Consider the following 18,314-nt stretch of genomic DNA (forward strand, 5'->3'; position numbering starts at 1 on the left):
GCCCTCCGCCCCGCGCGCTCCTCCCCCGCCCGCCCCATGATGAACCGGTGATCAGTGTCCTCTTCGCCGTCCTGACCGCCCTGAGCAACGGTTCGGCCTCCGTGCTCCAGCGCCGGGCGGCGATGAGGGTGCCCGACAGCGAGGCGATGCGCCTCTCCCTGATCGGCCGGCTGGTGCGCCAGCGGGTGTGGCTGGCCGGGATCGTCCTGGTGATCGTGGCCGCCGTCTGCCAGGCGGTGGCGCTGGCGACCGGGCCGATCTCGGTGGTGCAGCCGATCTTCGTCATCGAGCTGCCCACGACGCTGCTGCTGGCCGGCTGGATGATGCGGGTCCGGGCGCCGCGTACGGTCTGGTACGGCGTCGCCGCGGTGACCGTCGGCCTGGCGATCGGGCTCGGGTCGGCCGCGCCGGTCGACGGTACCGACTCCGTGCGGGGTGCGGACTGGGTCCCGACGCTGTTGCTGACCGGGGCGTTCGAGGCGGCGCTGATCGTCACCGCGCTGCGGGTGCGCGGCAACGCCCGGGCGGCGCTGCTCGGGCTCGCCGCCGCCTGCGGCTACGCGCTGACGGCGGCGCTGATGAAGGACGCGATGGCGCGTCTGGGCCCGGACGGCGGGGCCGTCGCGCTGCTGACGTCCTGGCAGCTGTACGCGACGGCGGCCGCCGGGGTCGGGGCCCTCTTCCTGCTCCAGAACGCGCTGCACGCGGGGACCTTGGTGGCGGTGCAGCCGATGCTGACGCTCGGGGACGCGCTGATCAGCATCCTGTACGGCGTGACGCTCTTCGAGGAGGAGCTGCGCACCGGCTGGTGGCTGCTGCCCGAGGTGGCCGGGCTGGGGCTGATCGCGGCGGGGTGCGTGGCGCTGGCCCGCTCCTCCCTGGCCACCGACACGCTCGCAGCGCAGCCGCCCCCGCCCCGGGTCAGCTGAGAGAGCCGCAGGTCAGGCCTGGTCGAGCGGCGTGACCCGCTCGTCCTCCCGTACGGGTCCCGGCGGGGTGCCGTCGCCGAAGGGGCGGCCGCCGAGCTGTTCGCGGTGGTGCGGGGTGGTCCAGCCGGAGAGGTCGGGGCCGAGCGGGACGATGCCGGTCGGGTTGATACCCGTGTGCACCTGGTAGTAGTGGCGCTTGATGTGGTCGAAGTCGACCGTGTCGCCGAACCCGGGAGTCTGGTAGAGGTCGCGGACGTACGCCCACAGGACGGGGTCCTCGGTGATCTTCGTACGGTTGCACTTGAAGTGGCCGTGGTAGACCGCGTCGAAGCGGACCAGGGTGGTGAAGAGGCGGATGTCGGCCTCGGTGATGGTGTCGCCGACCAGGTAGCGGCGGTCGGTGAGGCGGGCGGAGACCTGGTCGAGGCGGGCGAAGAGTGCCTTGTAGGCGTGCGCGTAGTCCTCCTGGGTGCTGGCGAAACCGGCCTTGTAGACGCCGTTGTTGATGTCCTGGTAGATGCCCTCCATCACCTCGTCGATCTCCGCGCGCAGCGGCTCCGGGTAGAGGTCGGGGGCGCCGGGGCGGTGCAGGGCGGTCCACTCGGTGGCGAGGTCCAGGGTGATCCGCTGGTAGTCGTTGGTGACGAGCTGTCCGCTCGGTACGTCGACGATCGCGGGCACACTGACGCCGCCGGGGTAGTCGTGTTCCCGGGCGTCGTACGCCTCGCTCAGGTAGCGGATGGAGAGCACCGGGTCCTTGCCGTCCGGGTCGAGCGTGAAGCGCCAGCTGCGGTCGTCCTGGAGGGGGTCGGTGACGGCGAGGGAGAGCGCGTCCTCCAGGCCGAGCAGGCGGCGGGAGACCAGGGCGCGGCTGGCCCAGGGGCAGGCCCGGCTGACGACTAGCCGGTAGCGGCCCGGCTCGACGGGCCAGCCGTCGCGGCCGTCGGCGGTGATGCGGTCGGCGAAGTGGCTGCGGGATCGCTTGAACGGCTTGTGGCCGTAGGAGGTGTTGCCGTCGCTCCCGGCGCTGTCCGTCGTGGTCCGCTCACCGGTGTCGCTCATGCCGTGCTCCTCGATGGGTCGGTGGATTCCTTGCGTTCCCGTCGTCTGCCCCGCCGGCCGGCTCCGACATCGGCCAGCGCCACGATCAGCGCGGCCAGCACGAAGGCGACGGAGACGATCAGCCCGTGGTCGTACGCGTCCGCCCAGCCCTCCGTCCCGACCTGGGCGAAGAACACCGCGCCGACGGCCGCGATCCCGACCGCAGAGCCGACCCGCTGCCCGGTCTGGAGCGTGCCGCCGGCGCTTCCGGCCCGGTGTACGGGGACCTCGGCGAGGGTCAGCGTCTGGTTCGGCGCGATCACCAGACCGCTGCCGAGCCCGGCCACGAGCAGTGGCCCGGCCATCGCCCAGCCGGCCCCGCTGCCCGGGACCCAGTGGACGGCGAGCGCGGTGCCGGCGAGGCCGACGGCGACCATCGTGAGTCCGGCCACCACCAGCGGGCGGCCGAACCGTCCGACGAGCCGGCCGCCGATCGACGCGGCGGCCCCGGAGCCGAGGGCGAAGGGCGTGATGGCGAGTCCGGCCTGGAGCGCGGTGTAGTTCAGTCCCGACTGGAGGTAGAGGGTGGTGACGAAGAAGATCGAGGTGAACCCGGCGAAGTAGAGCAGGATCAGCAGGCATCCGAGCCAGTAGGAGCGCAGCCGGAACAGCGAGAGGTCCAGGACCGGATGGGTGGGCCCGCCCGTGCACCGTGCCTCCCAGGCGACGAAGGCGCCGAGCAGCGCGGCGGCGAGCACGACCAGCAGCCACTTGCCGTTGCCGGGCCACTGCTGGGCCTGGACGAACGGCAGCAGCAGGGCCAGCACACCGGCACCGAGGAGCAGGACGCCGAACGGGTCCAGATCGCGCGGCCGGACCCGGCCGGCGGAGGGCGTGTCGGGGAGGAGGCGGTGGGCGAGCAGGAGGCAGACCGCACCGAGCGGGAGGTTGACGTAGAAGACCCAGCGCCAGCCGTGCTCCGGGCCCGCCGCCTGGATGAGGAGACCGCCGAGCAGCGGGCCCACGGCGGTGGAGATGCCGACGACCGTGCCGAACATGCCGAAGGCGCGGCCGCGCTCGCGCCCGGCGAACATCTGCTGGATCAGCGCGGAGATCTGCGGCGAGATCAGACCGCCCGCGATGCCCTGGACCAGTCGGGCGATGACCAGCCACAGACTGGACTGGGCGGCTCCGCAGGCGGCGGAGGCCAGGGTGAAGAGGGCGAGGCCCGCCATGAAGACGGCCCGGCGGCCGCGCGCGTCGCCGAGACGGCCGGACGGGATCAGGAAGAGGCCGAAGGCGAGCGCGTAGCCGGAGACCACCCATTGGAGGTCGGACTCGGGTGTGCTCAGGCCCTCCCGGATGGACGGGAGGGCCACGTTGACGATGGAGACGTCCAGCAGGGTCATGAAGCCCGCCACCAGACAGACCGCCAGCGCCTTCCAGCGCCGGGGGTCGGGGCCGTCGGAGGCGGCGTCGCGTCCCTCCGGGCCGGGTCGCGCCGCGCTCTCTGCCATGGTTCGCACTTTAGGGGGCGTCTGACGATTCGGCGCGGGCGGGCGACGCCCGCTGATCCGCGCCGAATCGTCAGACACCTCCCAGGGCCGGGCCGGGTGTTTCCTCATCCGGACGTCCGGGGCACGGCGTGTCCGGGACGGCCGGGGGTACCTGTTCCCGCATGACTGTGGAGAAGACGAGCGTCCTCGTCCTTGACTGTGCCGAACCGATGGAGCTGGCCGAGTTCTACGCCGGTCTGCTCGACGCGGAGATACGGATCGGCTCCGACCCCGACTTCGTGGAGATCGCCGGCAACGACGGCGTCCGGCTGGCGATCCGCCGGGACCACGGCTACGCACCGCCGAGCTGGCCCCGCCCGGAGGACTCGCAACAGGCCCACCTGCGGATCCTGGTGGGCCGCGACGACATCGACGAGGCCGAGCGCGAGGCGATATCGCTCGGGGCGAGGCCCGTCGACACCGGTGACAGCAACAGCGGTCCGCGCGATGTCCGGGTGTACGGGGATCCGGCGGGCCACTCGTTCTCACTGGCGGTGTATCCGCTGCCGCAGGACTGAGCAACAGCGGGGAGGCACAGGGGCTCTTCCGGGCCCCTTCACTCGCGTTCGGCAATAGACAGGAAAGTTTCCCAACACTGTTGACGGCAATTGGAAGGAAGCTTTACTTTCAGTGCTGCCGCCATGGCGTCTCCCACCCCCATCCGAAGGGAGCACCACCATGTACCAGCGCACCACTCCCCCCGCCGAGCCCTCTCCCACGACCGGCCGGCACCGGTTCACCCGCAAGGCCCTGCTCGCCGCCTCCGCGCTCGGCGTGGTCACCGCACTCCTGGCCCCCGTCCGCGCCGGGGCCGCACCCGCTCCCGCCGCCCCCAACGCCCCCATCGCCGCCAACGCCGCCACCCCGCTCGCGGCCAACGGCCAGCTCCGCGTCTGCGGCCTGCAGCTCTGCAACGCCTCGGGCCAGGCCATCGCCCTCAACGGCATGAGCACCCACGGCACCCAGTGGTACGCCCAGTGCGTGACCGACGGGTCGCTCAACGCGCTGGCCACCGACTGGCGCGCCGACGTGCTACGCGTCTCCACCTACGTACAGGAGGGCGGGTACGAGACCGACCCGGCCGGATTCACCGCGCGGGCGCAGAAGTTCATCGACGCGGCGCACGCGCGCGGCATGTACGCGGTCATCGACTGGCACATGCTCACGCCGGGCGACCCGAACGCCAACCTCGCACGGGCCAAGACCTTCTTCACCGCGATGGCGAAGAAGTACAAGGACCACCCGGGCGTGCTCTACGAGATCGCCAACGAGCCCTCCGGGGTGAGCTGGTCGGCCATCAAGTCCTACTCCGAGCAGATCATCCCGGTGATCCGGGCGCAGGACCCGGACGCGGTGGTGCTGGTCGGGACGCGCGCCTGGTCCTCGTTCGGGGTGTCGGAGGGCTCGAACGAGTCGGAGGTCGTCAACAACCCGGTCCGCGCCTCCAACATCATGTACACCTTCCACTTCTACGCGGCCTCGCACCGCGAGGCGTACCTCGCCACGCTGGACCGGGCATCCGACCGACTGCCGGTCTTCGTCACGGAGTTCGGGACGCAGAACTACGCGGGCGAGGGCGCCAACGACTTCACGATGTCGCAGCGCTACCTCGACCTGATGAAGCGCAAGAAGATCTCCTGGACCAACTGGAACTACTCCGACGACCACCGCTCCGGTGCCGTCTTCAAGACCGGCACCTGCAACGGCTCCACCTGGACCGGGACCGGGGTCCTGAAGGAGGCCGGGGTCTGGATCCGCGAGCGCATCCGCCAGTGAGCCGGGCCCGCCCCGCCCACCGTCGATAGGGCGGGGCGGCCCCTCCGTACCGCGTCCGGTGCGGTGCACTCCCCCACCGCGCCGCACCGGGCGCTCATCCACACGATGCGGGGAATTAACCTCCAACGCCTTGTCATGTCCCATCTACGCGCATAGCTTTTGGCCCTCAGACCTACGTTGGGGGCACCTCCGTGCAGATATCCAGATCCGGTTCCGTCCTGCTGACGGGCACCGTCGCCGTCGCGCTCGCGGTGACCGCCCTGCCCGCCGCCCAGGCGGCCCCGTCCACCACGGCGGTGATCTCCGAGGTGTACGGCGGCGGAGGCAACTCCGGCGCGACGCTGACCCGGGACTTCGTCGAGCTGGCGAACGCCGGCACCACGCCGTTCGAAGTCGGTGGCCTCAGCGTGCAGTACCTGCCGGGCGCCCCGTCGGCCGGTTCGCAGTGGCAGGTCTCCGCGCTCACCGGCGCGATCGCCCCCGGCGGCCGCTACCTCGTCGCCCAGGCGGCGGGCACCGGCGGCACCGTCGCCCTGCCCACCCCGGACGCCACCGGCACCATCGCCATGGCCGCCGGGAGCGGCACCGTCGCCCTGGTCTCCGGCACCACACCGCTCACCTGCAAGTCGGCGGCGGACTGCGCGGCCGAGCCCCGCATCGTGGACCTGGTCGGCTACGGCTCCGCCGTCGTCCGGGAGGGCAGCGGCCCGGCGCCCACCGCCTCGGCCACCGCCTCCGTCCACCGGGCCGCCTCGCTCGCCGACACCGACGACAACGCGGCCGACTTCTCCGCCGGCGCCCCGACGCCCGTCAACACGGCGGGCGAGACGTCCGGCGGCGGCCAGGAGCCGGAGGAGCCCGGCCCGACCGAGCCCGGCACCGTACGGATCCACGACATCCAGGGCACCACCCGTGTCTCCCCGCTCGACGGCACGGCGGTCACCGGTGTGCCGGGCACCGTCACCGGCGTACGGGCCACGGGCTCGCGCGGCTTCTGGATCCAGGACACCGCGCCCGACGACGACCCGCGCACCAGCGAGGGACTGTTCGTCTACACCGGCTCCGCCGCACCGGCCGTCAAGGTCGGCGACGCGGTCCTGGTGAGCGGCAAGGTCGCCGAGTACTATCCGGGCACCGCCACCCAGTCGATCACCCAGATCACCGCTCCGCGCACCACCGTGCTCTCCTCCGGCAACGCGCTGCCCGCGCCGGTGGTCCTCGACTCCCGTTCGGTGCCCGGCCGTTACGTGCCTTCGGCGGGCGGCGGCGCCATCGACGCACTGCCGCTGGAGCCGAAGCGGTACGCCTTGGACCTGTACGAGTCGCTGGAGGGCGTCCGGGTCCAGATCGCCGACACCCGGGTGACCGGGGCGACGACGGCGTACGACGAGATCTGGGTGACGGTCAAGCCGAAGGAGAACCCGACCCGGCGCGGCGGCACGCGCTACGCGTCGTACACGGACCAGAACACCGGCCGCCTCAAGGTGATGTCGCTCGACCCGGCGCAGCCGGTCCCCACGGCGAACGTCGGTGACGTGATCACGGGCCGCACCACCGGCGTGCTCGACTACGCCTCCTACGGCGGATACAACCTCCAGGCCACCGAACTGGGCACGCACGTCGACAAGAAGCTGCGGCGCGAGGTGACGCGCAAGCAGAAGAAGGACGAGCTGGCGGTCGCGACGTACAACGTGGAGAACCTGGACGCGCTCGACCCGCAGGCCAAGTTCGACACGCTGGCCGAGGGCATCGCGAAGAACCTCTCCTCCCCCGACATCGTCTCGCTGGAGGAGATCCAGGACGACAACGGGCCGGTCAACGACGGGACGGTGGGCTCCGAGGCGACGCTGAAGCGGTTCACCGACGCGATCGTCGCGAAGGGCGGCCCGCGCTACGCCTGGCGCTACATCGCGCCGGAGAACAACAAGGACGGCGGCGAGCCCGGCGGCAACATCCGCAACGTCTTCCTCTACAACGCCCAGCGGGTCTCCTTCGCCGACCGGCCCGGCGGCGACGCCACCACTGCGGTGACGGCGGTGAAGACCTGGAAGGGCGCGCAGCTCTCCGTGTCACCCGGCCGGATCAACCCGGCGAGCCCGGCGTGGGAGGCCAGCCGCAAGCCGCTGGTGGGCGAGTTCACCTTCCGCGGCAAGCCGGTCTTCGTCATCGGCAACCACTTCGGTTCCAAGGGCGGTGACCAGCCGCTGCACGGCCGCTACCAGGAGCCGAACCGATCGTCGGAGACGAAGCGGATCCAGCAGGCAGCCGAGGTGAACGCCTTCGTCACCTCGCTGTTGAAGGCGGACAGGTCGGCGCGGGTGGTGGCGCTCGGGGACTTCAACGACTTCGAGTTCTCGCCGACGTTCTCGGCGCTGACCAAGGGCAAGGTGCTCAAGCCGCTGATCACGACGCTGCCCGCCTCCGAGCGGTACAGCTATGTCTTCGACGGGAACTCGCAGACGCTGGACCACATCCTGACGAGCCCGGGCATCCGGCGCTTCGACTACGACGTGGTGCACATCAACGCGGAGTTCGCCGACCAGGCGAGCGACCACGACCCGCAGGTGGTCCGGGTGAAGGTCGACGGCTTCTGGTTCTGAGGCCGGGCGCCGGCGGGACGGGCCACCAGGCCCGACTCACCGGCGCACCCGGTGGGACCGGCTCTCAGCTCCGTCCCACCGGGGCACCCGCCTGCCGGGGCAGCACGACCGAGCCGGCGGCTGCCCTCTGCTCGGTGAAGAACCGTGCCACCAACTCCGCCACCTCGAAGGCCCGTTCCAGGACCACCCAGTGGTCGGACTCCGGCACCGTCAGGAACCGGCTGCCCTCGATCGTCGCCGCGAACTCCCTTTGCCGCGCGGGCGAGGTCACCGTGTCGTGCTCTCCCGCGAAGACCAGCGCCGGCACGCCGCTCAGCCCGCCGGAGAAGTCCGGCCGGTCCGCCAGCGCCCGGTAGAGCGAGTCCGCCGCGTGCGGCGAGTGGGTCAGCGCGTGCAGGAACGAGCGGCGTACATAGCGGCGGGCCAATTCCCTACGATGTACGGCCCGTTCGGGATCGAGACACATCAACGCATCGGCGGCCAGCGCCGCGAAGCCGTCCCGGTCACCGTCCGCCAGCAGCTCCCGCGCCCGCTCCCAGCACTCCACCTGGGCCTCGTCGATGTGGACCGGTACGCCGCCGAGAGCGAGCCGGGCGACCCGCTCGGGGTGCCGTTGCGCGAAGCCGAAGGCGATGGCGGTGCCGTAGGAGAAGCCGAAGAGGTTCAGGCGGGGAGCGCCGAGGTCGTCGGCGATCGCCAGGACCGCGCGGCGCAGGATGTCGGCGCTGGGGCCGGGCGGGAGCGGATCGGCGGAGCCCATGCCGGGCAGGTCGGCGGTGACCACGTCGGTGGCCGGGCCGAGGTGGTCGTCCATCTGCGGCCAGCCGTACATGCCCTGGAGGGCGCCGCCGAGGACGAGAGCCGGTTCGGTGACGGGGGCGGTGCCGCCGCCGCGGTCGTGACGCAGGACGCGATAGCCGTATCGCACTCCGTCCACGGAGAGCGTACGGATGATCTCCTCGGGCATGGTGGTCGCCCAACTCCCTTCCGGTCAGGCCCTGGTGAAGACGAGCGCCGCGTTGTGGCCGCCGAATCCGAGCGAGGTCTTGACCGCGCAGCCGAAAGAGGCGGCGCGGGCCTCCTTGGCGACGACCTCCATCGGGATCTGCGGGTCGGGAGCGTCCAGGTTGACCGTGGGCGGGACCAGTTGGTGCTGGAGGGCGAGGACGGTCAGCGCGGCCTCGATGCCGCCGGCCGCGCCGAGGGTGTGGCCGGTCATCGCCTTGGTGGAGGTGACCAGCGGGCTCTCGCCGAGGACGCGGCGGAGCATGGCCGCCTCGATGAGGTCGTTGGAGAGCGTGGAGGTGCCGTGCGCGTTGACGTGTCCGACGTCGGCCGGGGAGAGCCCGGCGTCGGCGAGGGCGGTGCGCAGGGCGCGTTCGATGCCGAGCCCTTCGGGGTCCGGGGCGACGGCGGAGTGGGCGTCGCTGGAGGCTCCGTAACCGCTGACGTGGGCGCGGACGGTGGCGCCGCGGGCGCGGGCGTGGTCGGGGTGTTCCAGGACGAGGAGACCCGCGCCCTCGCCGACGACGAAGCCGTCGCGGTGGGTGTCGAAGGGGCGGCAGGCGGCCGTGGGGTCCTCGCGGCGGGTGGAGACGGCCTTGAGGCTGCACGCGCTGGCGATCAGCAGCCGGGTGCAGGTGGATTCGGCGCCGCCCGCGATGACGATGTCGCAGGCGCCGGAGCGGAGCATCTGGTGCGCGGTGCCGATGGCGACGGTGCCGGAGGAGCAGGCGGTCGAGACGGCCTGACTGGGGCCCTGCACGCCGAGGTCCAGACTGACGCTGCTGGCCGCGCCGTTGACGACGCTGAGGGGCGCGAGCTTCGGCGATACCCGGCGGGCGCCGCGCTCGGCGAGGACGGCGTGCTGCTCGTCGTAGAAGGCGAGCCCGCCGTGGGCCGAGCCGATGACGATACCGACCCGCCCGCTGTCCCAGACCGACGGGTCGAGCCCGGCGTCCGCGATCGCCTCGCGGGCCGCGATGACGGCGAGCTGGGCGAAGCGGTCCATCAGCCGCTGGGCGGCCACGCCGAGCAGCTCGCGCGGGTCGCAGTCGGTGACGGAGTAGAAGAAGTCGCAGGGCAGGCCGTCGAGTTCGGGCCGCGGACCGACGGAGGGCGTGAGCCGCTCGGTGACGCCGCGCCAGGTGGCGTCCACCCCGGTACCGGCGGCGGTGACCAGGCCGACCCCGGTGACGGCGGCGGCGAACGGTGCGAGCGGCGGGCGGCGGTAGGGCCCGGTCGCGGGGGTCGCCGGGGCGCTCACGCGGTCGCCTTCACGTGGACGACCTCGATCAGCCGGCCGAGGGTGTCGCGCGAGGTGAGCGCGACGTCCTCCAGGTCGACGTCCAGCCGGTCCTCGATGAGCAGCCGCAGCTCCTCCAGGGCGAGGGAGTCCAGCCGCAGCCGGTGGAGCGGAACGTCGGGCCGCAGGGCCTCGGGGTCGGTTCCGAACTTCGCCACCAGCAGGGCACTGATCTCTTCCGAGGTGGTCATTGGCGCTCCTGGGCTCAGTGACGCGGTGACGCCGGCCGCGCGTTTGGGGACGAGGTGGGGAGGGGCCATCGGAGGACGCCGGCTGCTCCGGAAGGACCCTTTATACGCCTTCACCGAGGGGTTCCCGGCCCCCGTTCCCCCGTGCGGTGGGAGCCCTGTCCAGGTGTACGAATCCGCCGGTACGGCCGGGCGGGGGTGCAGGATGGACGGACGGACCGTACGAGCGGAAGGAAAGGCACATGGCGGAGCAAGCGGAGGCCGAGGTCAGCCCCACCGGCTGGGTGGCCCGGCAGGCCGAGCTGTACGAGTCGTCCGGCGGCACGAAGGGCACGACCCAGCTCGGCGTCCCCTGTCTGCTGCTGGACTACGTGGGGCGGCGCAGCGGGGTTCTCCTGCGGACGGTGCTGATGTACGGGCGGGACGGCGAGGACTACCTGATCGTGGCCTCCAACGGCGGCTCGGACCGCCCGCCGCTCTGGTACCTGAACCTTCAGGCGAACCCCGAGGTCCGGCTCCGGGTCGGGACCGAGCGCTTCGCGGCCGTCGCGGCGACGCTCCCGGCCGAGGAGAAGGCCCGGGTCTGGCCGGGCCTGGTGGAGCTGTTCCCGCGCTATGCGCAGTACCAGGCGGGCACCGCGCGGGACATCCCGGTGGTCCGGCTGACGAGGCGCTGACCGGGCTCGGCGGCCCGGGCGAAGACGTCTCCTGTACGACCTTCCTTGTGCGACCTCCCCGTACGACCTTCCTTGTACGACCTTCCTGTTACGACGTTCCGAGAGGAGCCGTTCATGACCACGGCGAAAGACCTGTTCATCATCGCCATGGATCCGAGGCCGGAGCATTCCGTGGGGCAGGGCGATCTGTCGCTCGCCCTCGCGGGGGCCGAGCTGGTCGATCTGATCGACGCGGGTGCCATCACCGTGGACGACGACGTCATCGTGCCCGGCGAGCCGTCCACGTACCAGGACCGGCTCCTGGCCGAGGCCTCGGCGCTCCTGACCCGGCAGCCGCCCCATGAGCGGATCGAGGACTGGCTGTGGCGTCGGGGCCGGGACCTCTCCGCCGCCTATCAGGCCGCGCTGGAGGAGGACGGTGAGCTGACCCGTAAGCGGAGCGGCCGGCTGTCCTTCGGCTCGGAGCGCGTGGAGCCGGCCGACACCCCGGCCCGCCGCGCGGCGGCCGGGCGCTGGGAGCAGGGGGAGCCCGTCCTGACGGCCCTGGCCTCGGTGGTGGGCGTCGAGGGCGGACGGTCCGACGGCGCAGCCGGACGGCCGGAGGGCGAGGCAGGACGGCCCGACGCCGAGGCCGGCGCCGACGAACCCGGTTTCGACGACGACGCGGTGACGGCGGTGGTGACGGCCGTGCACGACGCGGTGATGGAGCTGGAAGCGGTACGCCAGCGGCGCATGATCGAGAACACGGCCTTCGCCAACCTCTGGCGCGGCCCCTGACAGACGGACACCCCCCTGCCGTGAACGGGGAGTTCTGCCTAGACTCCGCGATCATGACCATCGAAACGGTTCAGGCCGACCCGTCCGCCCTCGGCGGCCCCGCTCTCTTCGACACCATGTCCACCATGCGCGCCATGCGCCGCCTCAAGCCGGACGCCGTACCGGACGAGACGATCGATCAGCTCATACAGGCCGCCGTCTGGGGACCCAGCGGCGGCAACATGCAGTGTTACGAGTACGTCGTGGTGACCGACCGCGAGGTGATGGCCCGGCTCGCACCGCTCTGGAAGCGGTGCGTGGACTCGTACCTGGCGACGACCGGGAAGTACGCGCCGAAGGGCATGGACGAGGCGGCGTACGGGCGGATGGTCGCGGCGATCGAGTACCAGCGCGACCACTTCGCCGACACGCCCGCGCTGATCGTGCCGTGCTACCGCTTCCCGGCGCCGCGGCTCGACGAGGAGGGCCTGATCGCCTCCGCGCAGGCGCTCGGCCCGGAGGCGAGCGAGCGGATGATGGCCTCTCAGACGCGGTTCCAGGCTCTGGCGGAAGGTTCCTGCGTCTACCCGGGCGTCCAGAACCTGCTGCTCGCGGCACGGGGCCTCGGCCTCGCGGCGAACATCACCATCTGGCACCTGTTCCTGGAGCAGGAGTGGAAGCAGGAGCTGGGCATCCCGGAGGACATGGCGACGTTCGCCGCCGTTCCGGTGGGGTGGCCTCAGGGCAACTTCGGACCGGTCCGGCGCCGCCCGGTGGCGGACGTCATCCACCGGAACCGCTGGTAGCGAGGGCGGGGCCGATCGGCCCATCGTCTCCCCTGTCGGATGATTCCCCTCGTCACCCGACAGGCCCTAATTGACCGTCAACTACCTTTTCTTACAAGCCAGTTGTGCGACACACCGCGGTTCGGCCGCCATTGTCATGCCCTTCTCACCTCGCTAGCCTGGGTGCGCTCGCAGCCCCTTGCGTCCTTCACCCGGGCCGGGGGCTTCTCTCTTCTCCTCCCGCGGATTTCCCCACAGATTCCCCACAGAGCAGGAGCACCCATGCCCAGAAGCCCCGTCGTGGCCCGCGCCCGGGCCCGCGCGTCCGTCCTCGCGGCCGTCACCGTCACGGCCCTGGTCGCCACCGGCGCGCCCGCGACCGCCGCCCCCGCACCGGCCGCCGACCCGCTGAACCGCGCCTTCGACCGGGCGGCGCAGGAGTACGGCGTGCCGCGCGATCTGCTGGCCGCCGTCGGTTACGGCGAGAGCCGCCTCGACGGCCACGCGGGACAGCCGAGCCAGGCGAACGGCTACGGCGTGATGCACCTGGCCAGCAACCCGGAGAACCGGTCCCTGGACAAGGCCGCCGCGCTGACCGGCGAACCGGCCGACCGGCTGCGCCGGGACACCGCGGCCAACATCCTCGGCGGTGCCGCCGTCCTGCGCGACCACGCCGACCGCCTCGGCCTGGACCGCGCGGAGCGGCGTGACGTGAACGCCTGGTACCCGGCGGTCGCCCGGTACAGCGAGGCGGAGGGCCCGGCCGCGGCGCTCTACGCGGACACCGTCTTCACCTTCCTCGCCCAGGGCCTGACCGCGACGGCGCCCGGCGGCGAGAAGATCCGGGTCCCCTCCCGCCCGGTCGCCCCGGACAAGGACGAGGTCGCCGCCGCCGGGGTCTACGCGCAGAGCCCCGACTACCCGTCGGGCCTCTGGGTCCCCGCGTACTCCGGGAACTTCGTCGTCGGCCGCAAAGCGACCGTCGACAAAGTGATCATCCACACGACGCAGGGCTCGTACGCCGGCTCCATCAGCTGGTACCAGAACCCCGCCTCGAAGGTCAGCGCGCACTACACGATCCGCTCCTCCGACGGCGAGGTCACCCAGTCGGTCCGGGAGAAGGACACCGCCTGGCACGCCGGCAGCGTCAACTCCTCGTCCGTGGGCATCGAGCACGAGGGATACGTCGACAACCCGGCCTGGTACACGGAGGCGATGTACCGCTCCTCCGCCGCACTCACCAAGCACCTCGCCGCGCGGTACAGCATCCCCAAGGACCGGTCGCACATCATCGGCCACAGCGAGGCGCCGGGGGCCACCCACACGGACCCCGGGCCCAACTGGGACTGGAACCACTACATGCAGCTGGTCGGCGGCGCTCCCGGCACCCCCGGCGACAGCCTGACCTTCCCCTCGTACGCGGTCCAGCAGTCGGGCTCCTCCGGCCCGCAGGTGAAGGCGGTCCAGCAGCTGCTCAACGCCCAGGGGTACGCGGCGGGCTCGGCGGACGGCCTGTTCGGCCCCGCCACCAAGAGCGCCACCCAGGCGTTCCAGCGCGCCCGCTCCCTCACCGCCGACGGCGCGGTGGGCCCGAAGACCTGGACGGCTCTGCTCTCCGCCGGCACCACCCCCGCTCTCGCCCGGGGCGGCTCCGGCGACGCGGTGAAGCGCCTCCAGCGCTCGCTGACGGCGGCGCTCGGCACCACGGTGGGCGTCGACGGCAGCTTCGGCCCGACGACGGAGAGCGCGGTCCGCACCTACCAGTCCAGCCGCGGCCTGAGCGTCGACGGCAAGGTCGGCCCGGCGACGTGGGGGGCGCTGCAGGCGGGGCGCTGAGCCGCATCGCCTACGGCTCTACGCGCGTGGTCCCGCACCTGCCGAGGTGCGGGACCACGTCTGCGCCGGTCGTCACTTCAGACCGAACGCCCTGATGATCTCCTGGTCCACGACGAGCCCTCCCGGGCCCTCCGCGTGGGCCTTGAGCGAGACCGAGGTCGCGCCCTTGGCGGGGGTGCGGAAGGTGGCGGTCCACCGGCCCGACGCCTCTCTGCGCAGGTCCGCCTTGGTCCAGTGCCTGCCGTCGTCGTAACTCACCGACAGCGAGGCCTTGTTCGCCTTCACCGCGCCCGGCAGCCACTCCTGGGTGCCGGAGGAGAGGCTGATCTCGGTCCGGCGGCCGGAGCGGACGTCGCCGGCCAGGTCGGTGGCGATGTCGTAGTCCAGCTGGAGCAGGGGGATGTCCGCCTGGGACGGGCCGTTCGGGTCGAGCGCGCCCGAGACGAAGCCCCACTCGGTGCGCGTACGGGTGGAGGTCTTCCAGGTCTTCGCGTCCCGGGAGGAGTCGATGACCAGGCGGTACGGGAGCTTCCGCGGCGACAGGTCCCAGGCGTGGCCCGCCCGGCCCGCGCCCTGCTTGATCAAGGTGTCGCCCTGGTGGAAGGCGTACGACGTGGTGTCGTACTCGTCCTCGGGCATCGAGCCGGAGTGGCCCGCGCCCGCGTCCGTCCACGGCGTGATGTTGAACTGCACGTCGTTCGTGGCCGTACGGAACGGGCCCCAGTAGCCGGTGCCCAGGCGCGGGCGGGTGACCGGGGCGAACCACTCGGCCCGGTAGTCCCCGCCCGGCCGGTAGTCCAGCTCGGCGCTGCGCATCTCCTGGGCCCGGTCGGACTGTTCGGCGTTGAGCACCGAGTGGTTCTCGTACCAGAAGGAGTCGCCGGGGAGGGGGTTGACCCACTCGGTGCGGGTGCCGGGGTACTTCTCGTACTCCTCGAAGCCGAGGCCGGGGCCGTAGTCCGGGATGTCGTAGCGGTAGCCCGCGCCGAGCGTGGCCCGGTGGCCGTAGAAGGTGTTGGTCACCTTCGCCAGGTCGCGGGTGGACGGGGTGAAGGCCAGCGAGCGGTCCGGGATGGTGCCGTCGTGGCGGTCGACCAGGTCGTAGACGTAGGACGCGTACTTCTTCTGGTCGACGCTCACCTTCCTGCCGCGCTGGGCGGCCCGGATCAGGGTGTCGCCCGCGAGCCTCTGGACCGAGGCGACGGGGATCGTGGACTCCTCGCCCCAGGGGACGTAGGACTCCATGGCCCGGCCCCGGCCGTCGTGGACGACGAACAGCGCCTCGGCCCCGGCGGCCACGGCGGCGGCCAGCCGGTCGGCGGGAGCGACGGTGTCGCTTCGGGTGATCACCACGGCCTTGCCGCGCGCGTTCAGGCCCCGGTAGTCAGCGGCCGCGCCCCGGCCCGCGTACACCGCCGTCAGCCTCTGCTCGCTGTCCTCGGCGACGAGCGAGCCGTTCTGGACGGTGACCGGGACGTCATGGCCGTCGGCGGTGACGTCGATCAGCTCCTCGCCCTGGCGCCAGCGGGTCAGGAAGCTGAAGCTGCCCTCCTTGACCTTCCTGGTCGGGCTCGCCCACAACTGGTCGTAGGTCAGCGGGATTTGGTACGCGTCTCGCTGGACCGTGCCGTCCGGAGCCGTGCGCGCCATGTCGTAGCGGAGCTGGCGGGTCTCGGTCTCCTTCGGCGTGCGCACGCTCACCTTGCGGGCCTTGGAGGCGTCGAGGGTGACGGTGGCGGACTTGGTGAGGATCGTCTCGGGGGCCGCGAGGAAGGCGATGGCCCGGGAGTCGGGGCGGTCGCCGTCGATGTCGACGGAGGTCCAGGCGGTGTAGTTGCCGGGCGGGAGGCGCAGGGTGGTGTCCCCGGTGACCTGGACGAGGCCGAGTTGCGGGTCGCCCAGTTCGGCGAGGACGACCACACCGTCCATCGGCCTGCCCGCGCGGTCGCGGAGCTTGAGCGTCAGGTCGTGCAGCTCCTTCTCCTTGGTGAGCGCGAAGCCGGTGTGCGCGACGGTGGTGCCCGACGCGTCGGTGGCGGTGACCTGGCCGGAGAACGTCGTGTCGTCGGCGACCTCGGCCGGGTCCAGGGAGAGGACCGCTTCGGCGGTGGCGCCTGCCGGGACGGCCAGCGTGGACGGGGACAGCGTGTAGGCCGTCTCATCGGTGTCCGTGGCGAGGTGGAGGGTGATGTCCTTGTCGCCGGTGTTGCGGTAGGTGATGGTGCGTTCGGCGACCGGGTCGGACGGACTGTGCGGCCAGTCGTACGAGGCCACCTGGACCGAGCCCGTGGCCTCGACGGTCGTGTCGATCGCCGCCTTCACATCGAGCCGGCCCACGCCTTGCTCGTACGGGGAGTACGCGTCGAGCTTCTTGGAGGAGGCCATCAGCGCGTCCTTGATGCGCTGACCGGTCCAGTCCGGGTGACGCTGCTTCAGAATGGCGGCCGCGCCCGCGACATGGGGCGTCGCCATCGACGTACCGGACATCGAGCGGTACATCCCCTCGACGCCCGGGACCGACTGCGAGGCGGCCGCGTCGATGTCGACGCCGGGGGCCGAGAGGTCCGGCTTGAGGCCGTGCGAGCGGACCAGCGGGCCCATGGAGGAGAAGTCGGCGCGGGCGTCCCGTTTGTCGACGGCGGCGATGGTGAGCGCCTTCTCCGCCGATCCGGGCGAGCCGATGGTGCCCGCTCCGTATGCGTTGCCGGCGGCGATCACGAAGAGCGGACCGCCGTCCGCCGAGAGGGAGTCGACCGCCTGGGACATCGGGTCGCCGCCGTCGTCCGGCACCGGCGATCCGAGGCTCATGGAGACGACGTCGGCGCCTTCGGCCTTCGCCCACTCCATGGCCGCGATGATCCCGGAGTCCGCGCCGGATCCCTCGTCGCTGAGCACCTTGCCGACGAGCAGGTCCGCCGCCGGAGCGACGCCCTTGTCGGCACCGTCCGACGCGGCGCCCGAACCGGCGATGGTGGAGGCGACATGCGTGCCGTGGCCGTTCCGGTCCTCCACCTCCTCGCCCGGGATGAAGCTGCGGGAGGCGACGATGCGGTCCTTGACGTCCGGGTGGCCGGCGTCGATGCCGGTGTCCAGGACGGCGACCTTGGTGCCCTTCCCGTCGAACCCGGCGGCCCACGCCTGCGGCGCGTTCACCTGCGGCACGGAGTCGGCCAGCAGAGCCTTGGAGCGGCCGTCCAGCCAGAGTTTGGCGATCCCGCCGTCGAGTGAACGGGCTCCCGGTGTACGGGTGATGGCGTCCCAGAACGTCCGGGCACCGGCCTTGTCCGCCTGGAGCGCGGTTCCCTGGACGGAGGCGAGCGTCCGGGTCTTCTTCGCGCCGCGCGGAACGGCGGGCAGGGCCCTCCCCTTCGCCGCCGGATAGGTCGCGATCAGCGGGACGGAGCCGGTGCCTTCGTCGTCGTACCCCATCCGCACCAGGGCCGACACGTTGAAGAGCCGCCGGTCCAGGGTGCCCGCCGCGAGCGGCGCGGTGGCCTCGTCGGGCAGGACGTGGAGGTCACCGCCCGCCTGCTGGACGCGGACCCCGCCGCTCGCGCCGTCGGGACGGTCCACGGTGACGGTGTCCTGGCCGCCGGGCCCGTCCACGTACCGGACGACGTCCCCGGTGATGAGGGTGACCGTCCGTATCCCGGAGTGCGGAGCCTCGGCGCCGGACGCGGCGGGTGCGGGAGCGGCGGCGGCCGGGCCCGCGAAGGGGACCAGCAGGCCGCCCATGAGCGCCGCAGAGGTGGCCAGGAGGAGGGCCCGGCGTCCCGGGCGTGCGGTTCTCGACCGGCCGGGAGCGGAGGAGGGGGAAGAAGTCATGCAGCTGATCTACCGGTTGATCCGGGGTGTCCGCTGCGTT

At 72.1% G+C, this 18,314-nt stretch carries 14 protein-coding genes; 8 read left to right on the forward strand and 6 right to left on the reverse strand.

The window, feature by feature from the left end; translation table 11 throughout:
• Window positions 1–47: 47 nt before the first annotated feature.
• On the forward strand, window positions 48–929 hold the full coding sequence (locus ACIRR8_RS21030) for a DMT family transporter (protein WP_404066865.1): 882 nt from the start codon (window positions 48–50) through the stop codon (window positions 927–929).
• Between the two features lie 12 nt (window positions 930–941).
• Here ACIRR8_RS21030 and ACIRR8_RS21035 read toward each other — a convergent pair whose 3' ends face one another.
• Together ACIRR8_RS21035 and ACIRR8_RS21040 are read right to left on the reverse strand one after the other, a co-directional pair.
• Window positions 942–1,991, reverse strand: a complete 1,050-nt coding sequence (locus ACIRR8_RS21035) for a glutathione S-transferase family protein (RefSeq protein ID WP_404066867.1) — start codon at window positions 1,989–1,991, stop codon at window positions 942–944.
• Complete coding sequence (locus tag ACIRR8_RS21040; RefSeq protein ID WP_404066870.1) at window positions 1,988–3,487, reverse strand: MFS transporter; 1,500 nt, start codon at window positions 3,485–3,487, stop codon at window positions 1,988–1,990. Before ACIRR8_RS21040 ends, ACIRR8_RS21035 begins: the two co-directional genes overlap by 4 nt.
• Window positions 3,488–3,648: 161 nt before the next feature.
• Between ACIRR8_RS21040 and ACIRR8_RS21045 the strand changes: the two genes are divergently transcribed.
• The 3 genes from ACIRR8_RS21045 (at window position 3,649) to ACIRR8_RS21055 (ending at window position 7,902) form a co-directional block, all read left to right on the forward strand.
• Window positions 3,649–4,044, forward strand: a complete 396-nt coding sequence (locus ACIRR8_RS21045; protein WP_404066873.1) for a VOC family protein — start codon at window positions 3,649–3,651, stop codon at window positions 4,042–4,044.
• 160 nt (window positions 4,045–4,204) lie between these two features.
• Complete coding sequence (locus ACIRR8_RS21050; protein ID WP_404066875.1) at window positions 4,205–5,302, forward strand: glycoside hydrolase family 5 protein; 1,098 nt, start codon at window positions 4,205–4,207, stop codon at window positions 5,300–5,302.
• Window positions 5,303–5,493: 191 nt separating this feature from the next.
• A complete protein-coding gene (locus ACIRR8_RS21055) occupies window positions 5,494–7,902 on the forward strand; it encodes an endonuclease/exonuclease/phosphatase family protein (protein WP_404066878.1) in 2,409 nt (802 codons plus the stop codon).
• A gap of 64 nt (window positions 7,903–7,966) precedes the next feature.
• On the opposite strand, the gene ACIRR8_RS21060 is transcribed toward ACIRR8_RS21055, so the two are convergent.
• The 3 genes from ACIRR8_RS21060 to ACIRR8_RS21070 are packed head-to-tail and all read right to left on the reverse strand — an operon-like array spanning window position 7,967 to window position 10,398.
• Window positions 7,967–8,869, reverse strand: coding sequence for an alpha/beta fold hydrolase (locus ACIRR8_RS21060; RefSeq protein WP_404066881.1), 903 nt, complete (start codon window positions 8,867–8,869; stop codon window positions 7,967–7,969).
• A 24-nt stretch (window positions 8,870–8,893) separates the two neighbouring features.
• The gene (locus ACIRR8_RS21065; RefSeq protein ID WP_404066884.1) at window positions 8,894–10,168 is read right to left on the reverse strand and encodes a beta-ketoacyl-[acyl-carrier-protein] synthase family protein; all 1,275 of its coding nucleotides are present in this window, start codon (window positions 10,166–10,168) and stop codon (window positions 8,894–8,896) included.
• Entirely contained in the window at window positions 10,165–10,398 is a 234-nt protein-coding gene (locus ACIRR8_RS21070) for an acyl carrier protein (protein ID WP_093686543.1), read from the reverse strand. Before ACIRR8_RS21070 ends, ACIRR8_RS21065 begins: the two co-directional genes overlap by 4 nt.
• Window positions 10,399–10,637: 239 nt before the next feature.
• Between ACIRR8_RS21070 and ACIRR8_RS21075 the strand changes: the two genes are divergently transcribed.
• The 4 genes from ACIRR8_RS21075 (at window position 10,638) to ACIRR8_RS21090 (ending at window position 14,449) form a co-directional block, all read left to right on the forward strand.
• Window positions 10,638–11,072, forward strand: coding sequence for a nitroreductase family deazaflavin-dependent oxidoreductase (locus ACIRR8_RS21075; protein WP_404066888.1), 435 nt, complete (start codon window positions 10,638–10,640; stop codon window positions 11,070–11,072).
• A 114-nt stretch (window positions 11,073–11,186) separates the two neighbouring features.
• Complete coding sequence (locus tag ACIRR8_RS21080) at window positions 11,187–11,849, forward strand: GPP34 family phosphoprotein (RefSeq protein ID WP_404066891.1); 663 nt, start codon at window positions 11,187–11,189, stop codon at window positions 11,847–11,849.
• A 53-nt stretch (window positions 11,850–11,902) separates the two neighbouring features.
• Window positions 11,903–12,634, forward strand: a complete 732-nt coding sequence (locus ACIRR8_RS21085) for a nitroreductase family protein (RefSeq protein WP_404066894.1) — start codon at window positions 11,903–11,905, stop codon at window positions 12,632–12,634.
• A gap of 261 nt (window positions 12,635–12,895) precedes the next feature.
• Window positions 12,896–14,449: a peptidoglycan-binding protein gene (locus ACIRR8_RS21090; RefSeq protein ID WP_404066896.1), complete on the forward strand. Its 1,554-nt coding sequence runs from the start codon at window positions 12,896–12,898 to the stop codon at window positions 14,447–14,449.
• 72 nt (window positions 14,450–14,521) lie between these two features.
• Here the strand turns inward: ACIRR8_RS21090 and ACIRR8_RS21095 are convergent, their stop codons facing one another.
• Window positions 14,522–18,274, reverse strand: coding sequence for a S8 family serine peptidase (locus ACIRR8_RS21095; RefSeq protein ID WP_404066898.1), 3,753 nt, complete (start codon window positions 18,272–18,274; stop codon window positions 14,522–14,524).
• Between the last annotated feature and the right edge of the window lie 40 nt (window positions 18,275–18,314).

This window comes from Streptomyces sp. NPDC101178 (genome assembly GCF_044767965.1).
Classification (GTDB): domain Bacteria; phylum Actinomycetota; class Actinomycetes; order Streptomycetales; family Streptomycetaceae; genus Streptomyces.

Bases quoted from the DNA above. Each gene is read 5' to 3' on its own strand.
- ACIRR8_RS21070 (WP_093686543.1), bottom strand. From the start codon at position 10,398: ATGACCACCTCGGAAGAGATCAGTGCCCTGCTGGTGGCGAAGTTCGGA.
- ACIRR8_RS21095 (WP_404066898.1), bottom strand. From the start codon at position 18,274: ATGACTTCTTCCCCCTCCTCCGCTCCCGGCCGGTCGAGAACCGCACGC.
- ACIRR8_RS21045 (WP_404066873.1), top strand. From the start codon at position 3,649: ATGACTGTGGAGAAGACGAGCGTCCTCGTCCTTGACTGTGCCGAACCG.
- ACIRR8_RS21080 (WP_404066891.1), top strand. From the start codon at position 11,187: ATGACCACGGCGAAAGACCTGTTCATCATCGCCATGGATCCGAGGCCG.
- ACIRR8_RS21085 (WP_404066894.1), top strand. From the start codon at position 11,903: ATGACCATCGAAACGGTTCAGGCCGACCCGTCCGCCCTCGGCGGCCCC.
- ACIRR8_RS21090 (WP_404066896.1), top strand. From the start codon at position 12,896: ATGCCCAGAAGCCCCGTCGTGGCCCGCGCCCGGGCCCGCGCGTCCGTC.
- ACIRR8_RS21075 (WP_404066888.1), top strand. From the start codon at position 10,638: ATGGCGGAGCAAGCGGAGGCCGAGGTCAGCCCCACCGGCTGGGTGGCC.
- ACIRR8_RS21050 (WP_404066875.1), top strand. From the start codon at position 4,205: ATGTACCAGCGCACCACTCCCCCCGCCGAGCCCTCTCCCACGACCGGC.
- ACIRR8_RS21035 (WP_404066867.1), bottom strand. From the start codon at position 1,991: ATGAGCGACACCGGTGAGCGGACCACGACGGACAGCGCCGGGAGCGAC.
- ACIRR8_RS21040 (WP_404066870.1), bottom strand. From the start codon at position 3,487: ATGGCAGAGAGCGCGGCGCGACCCGGCCCGGAGGGACGCGACGCCGCC.
- ACIRR8_RS21060 (WP_404066881.1), bottom strand. From the start codon at position 8,869: ATGCCCGAGGAGATCATCCGTACGCTCTCCGTGGACGGAGTGCGATAC.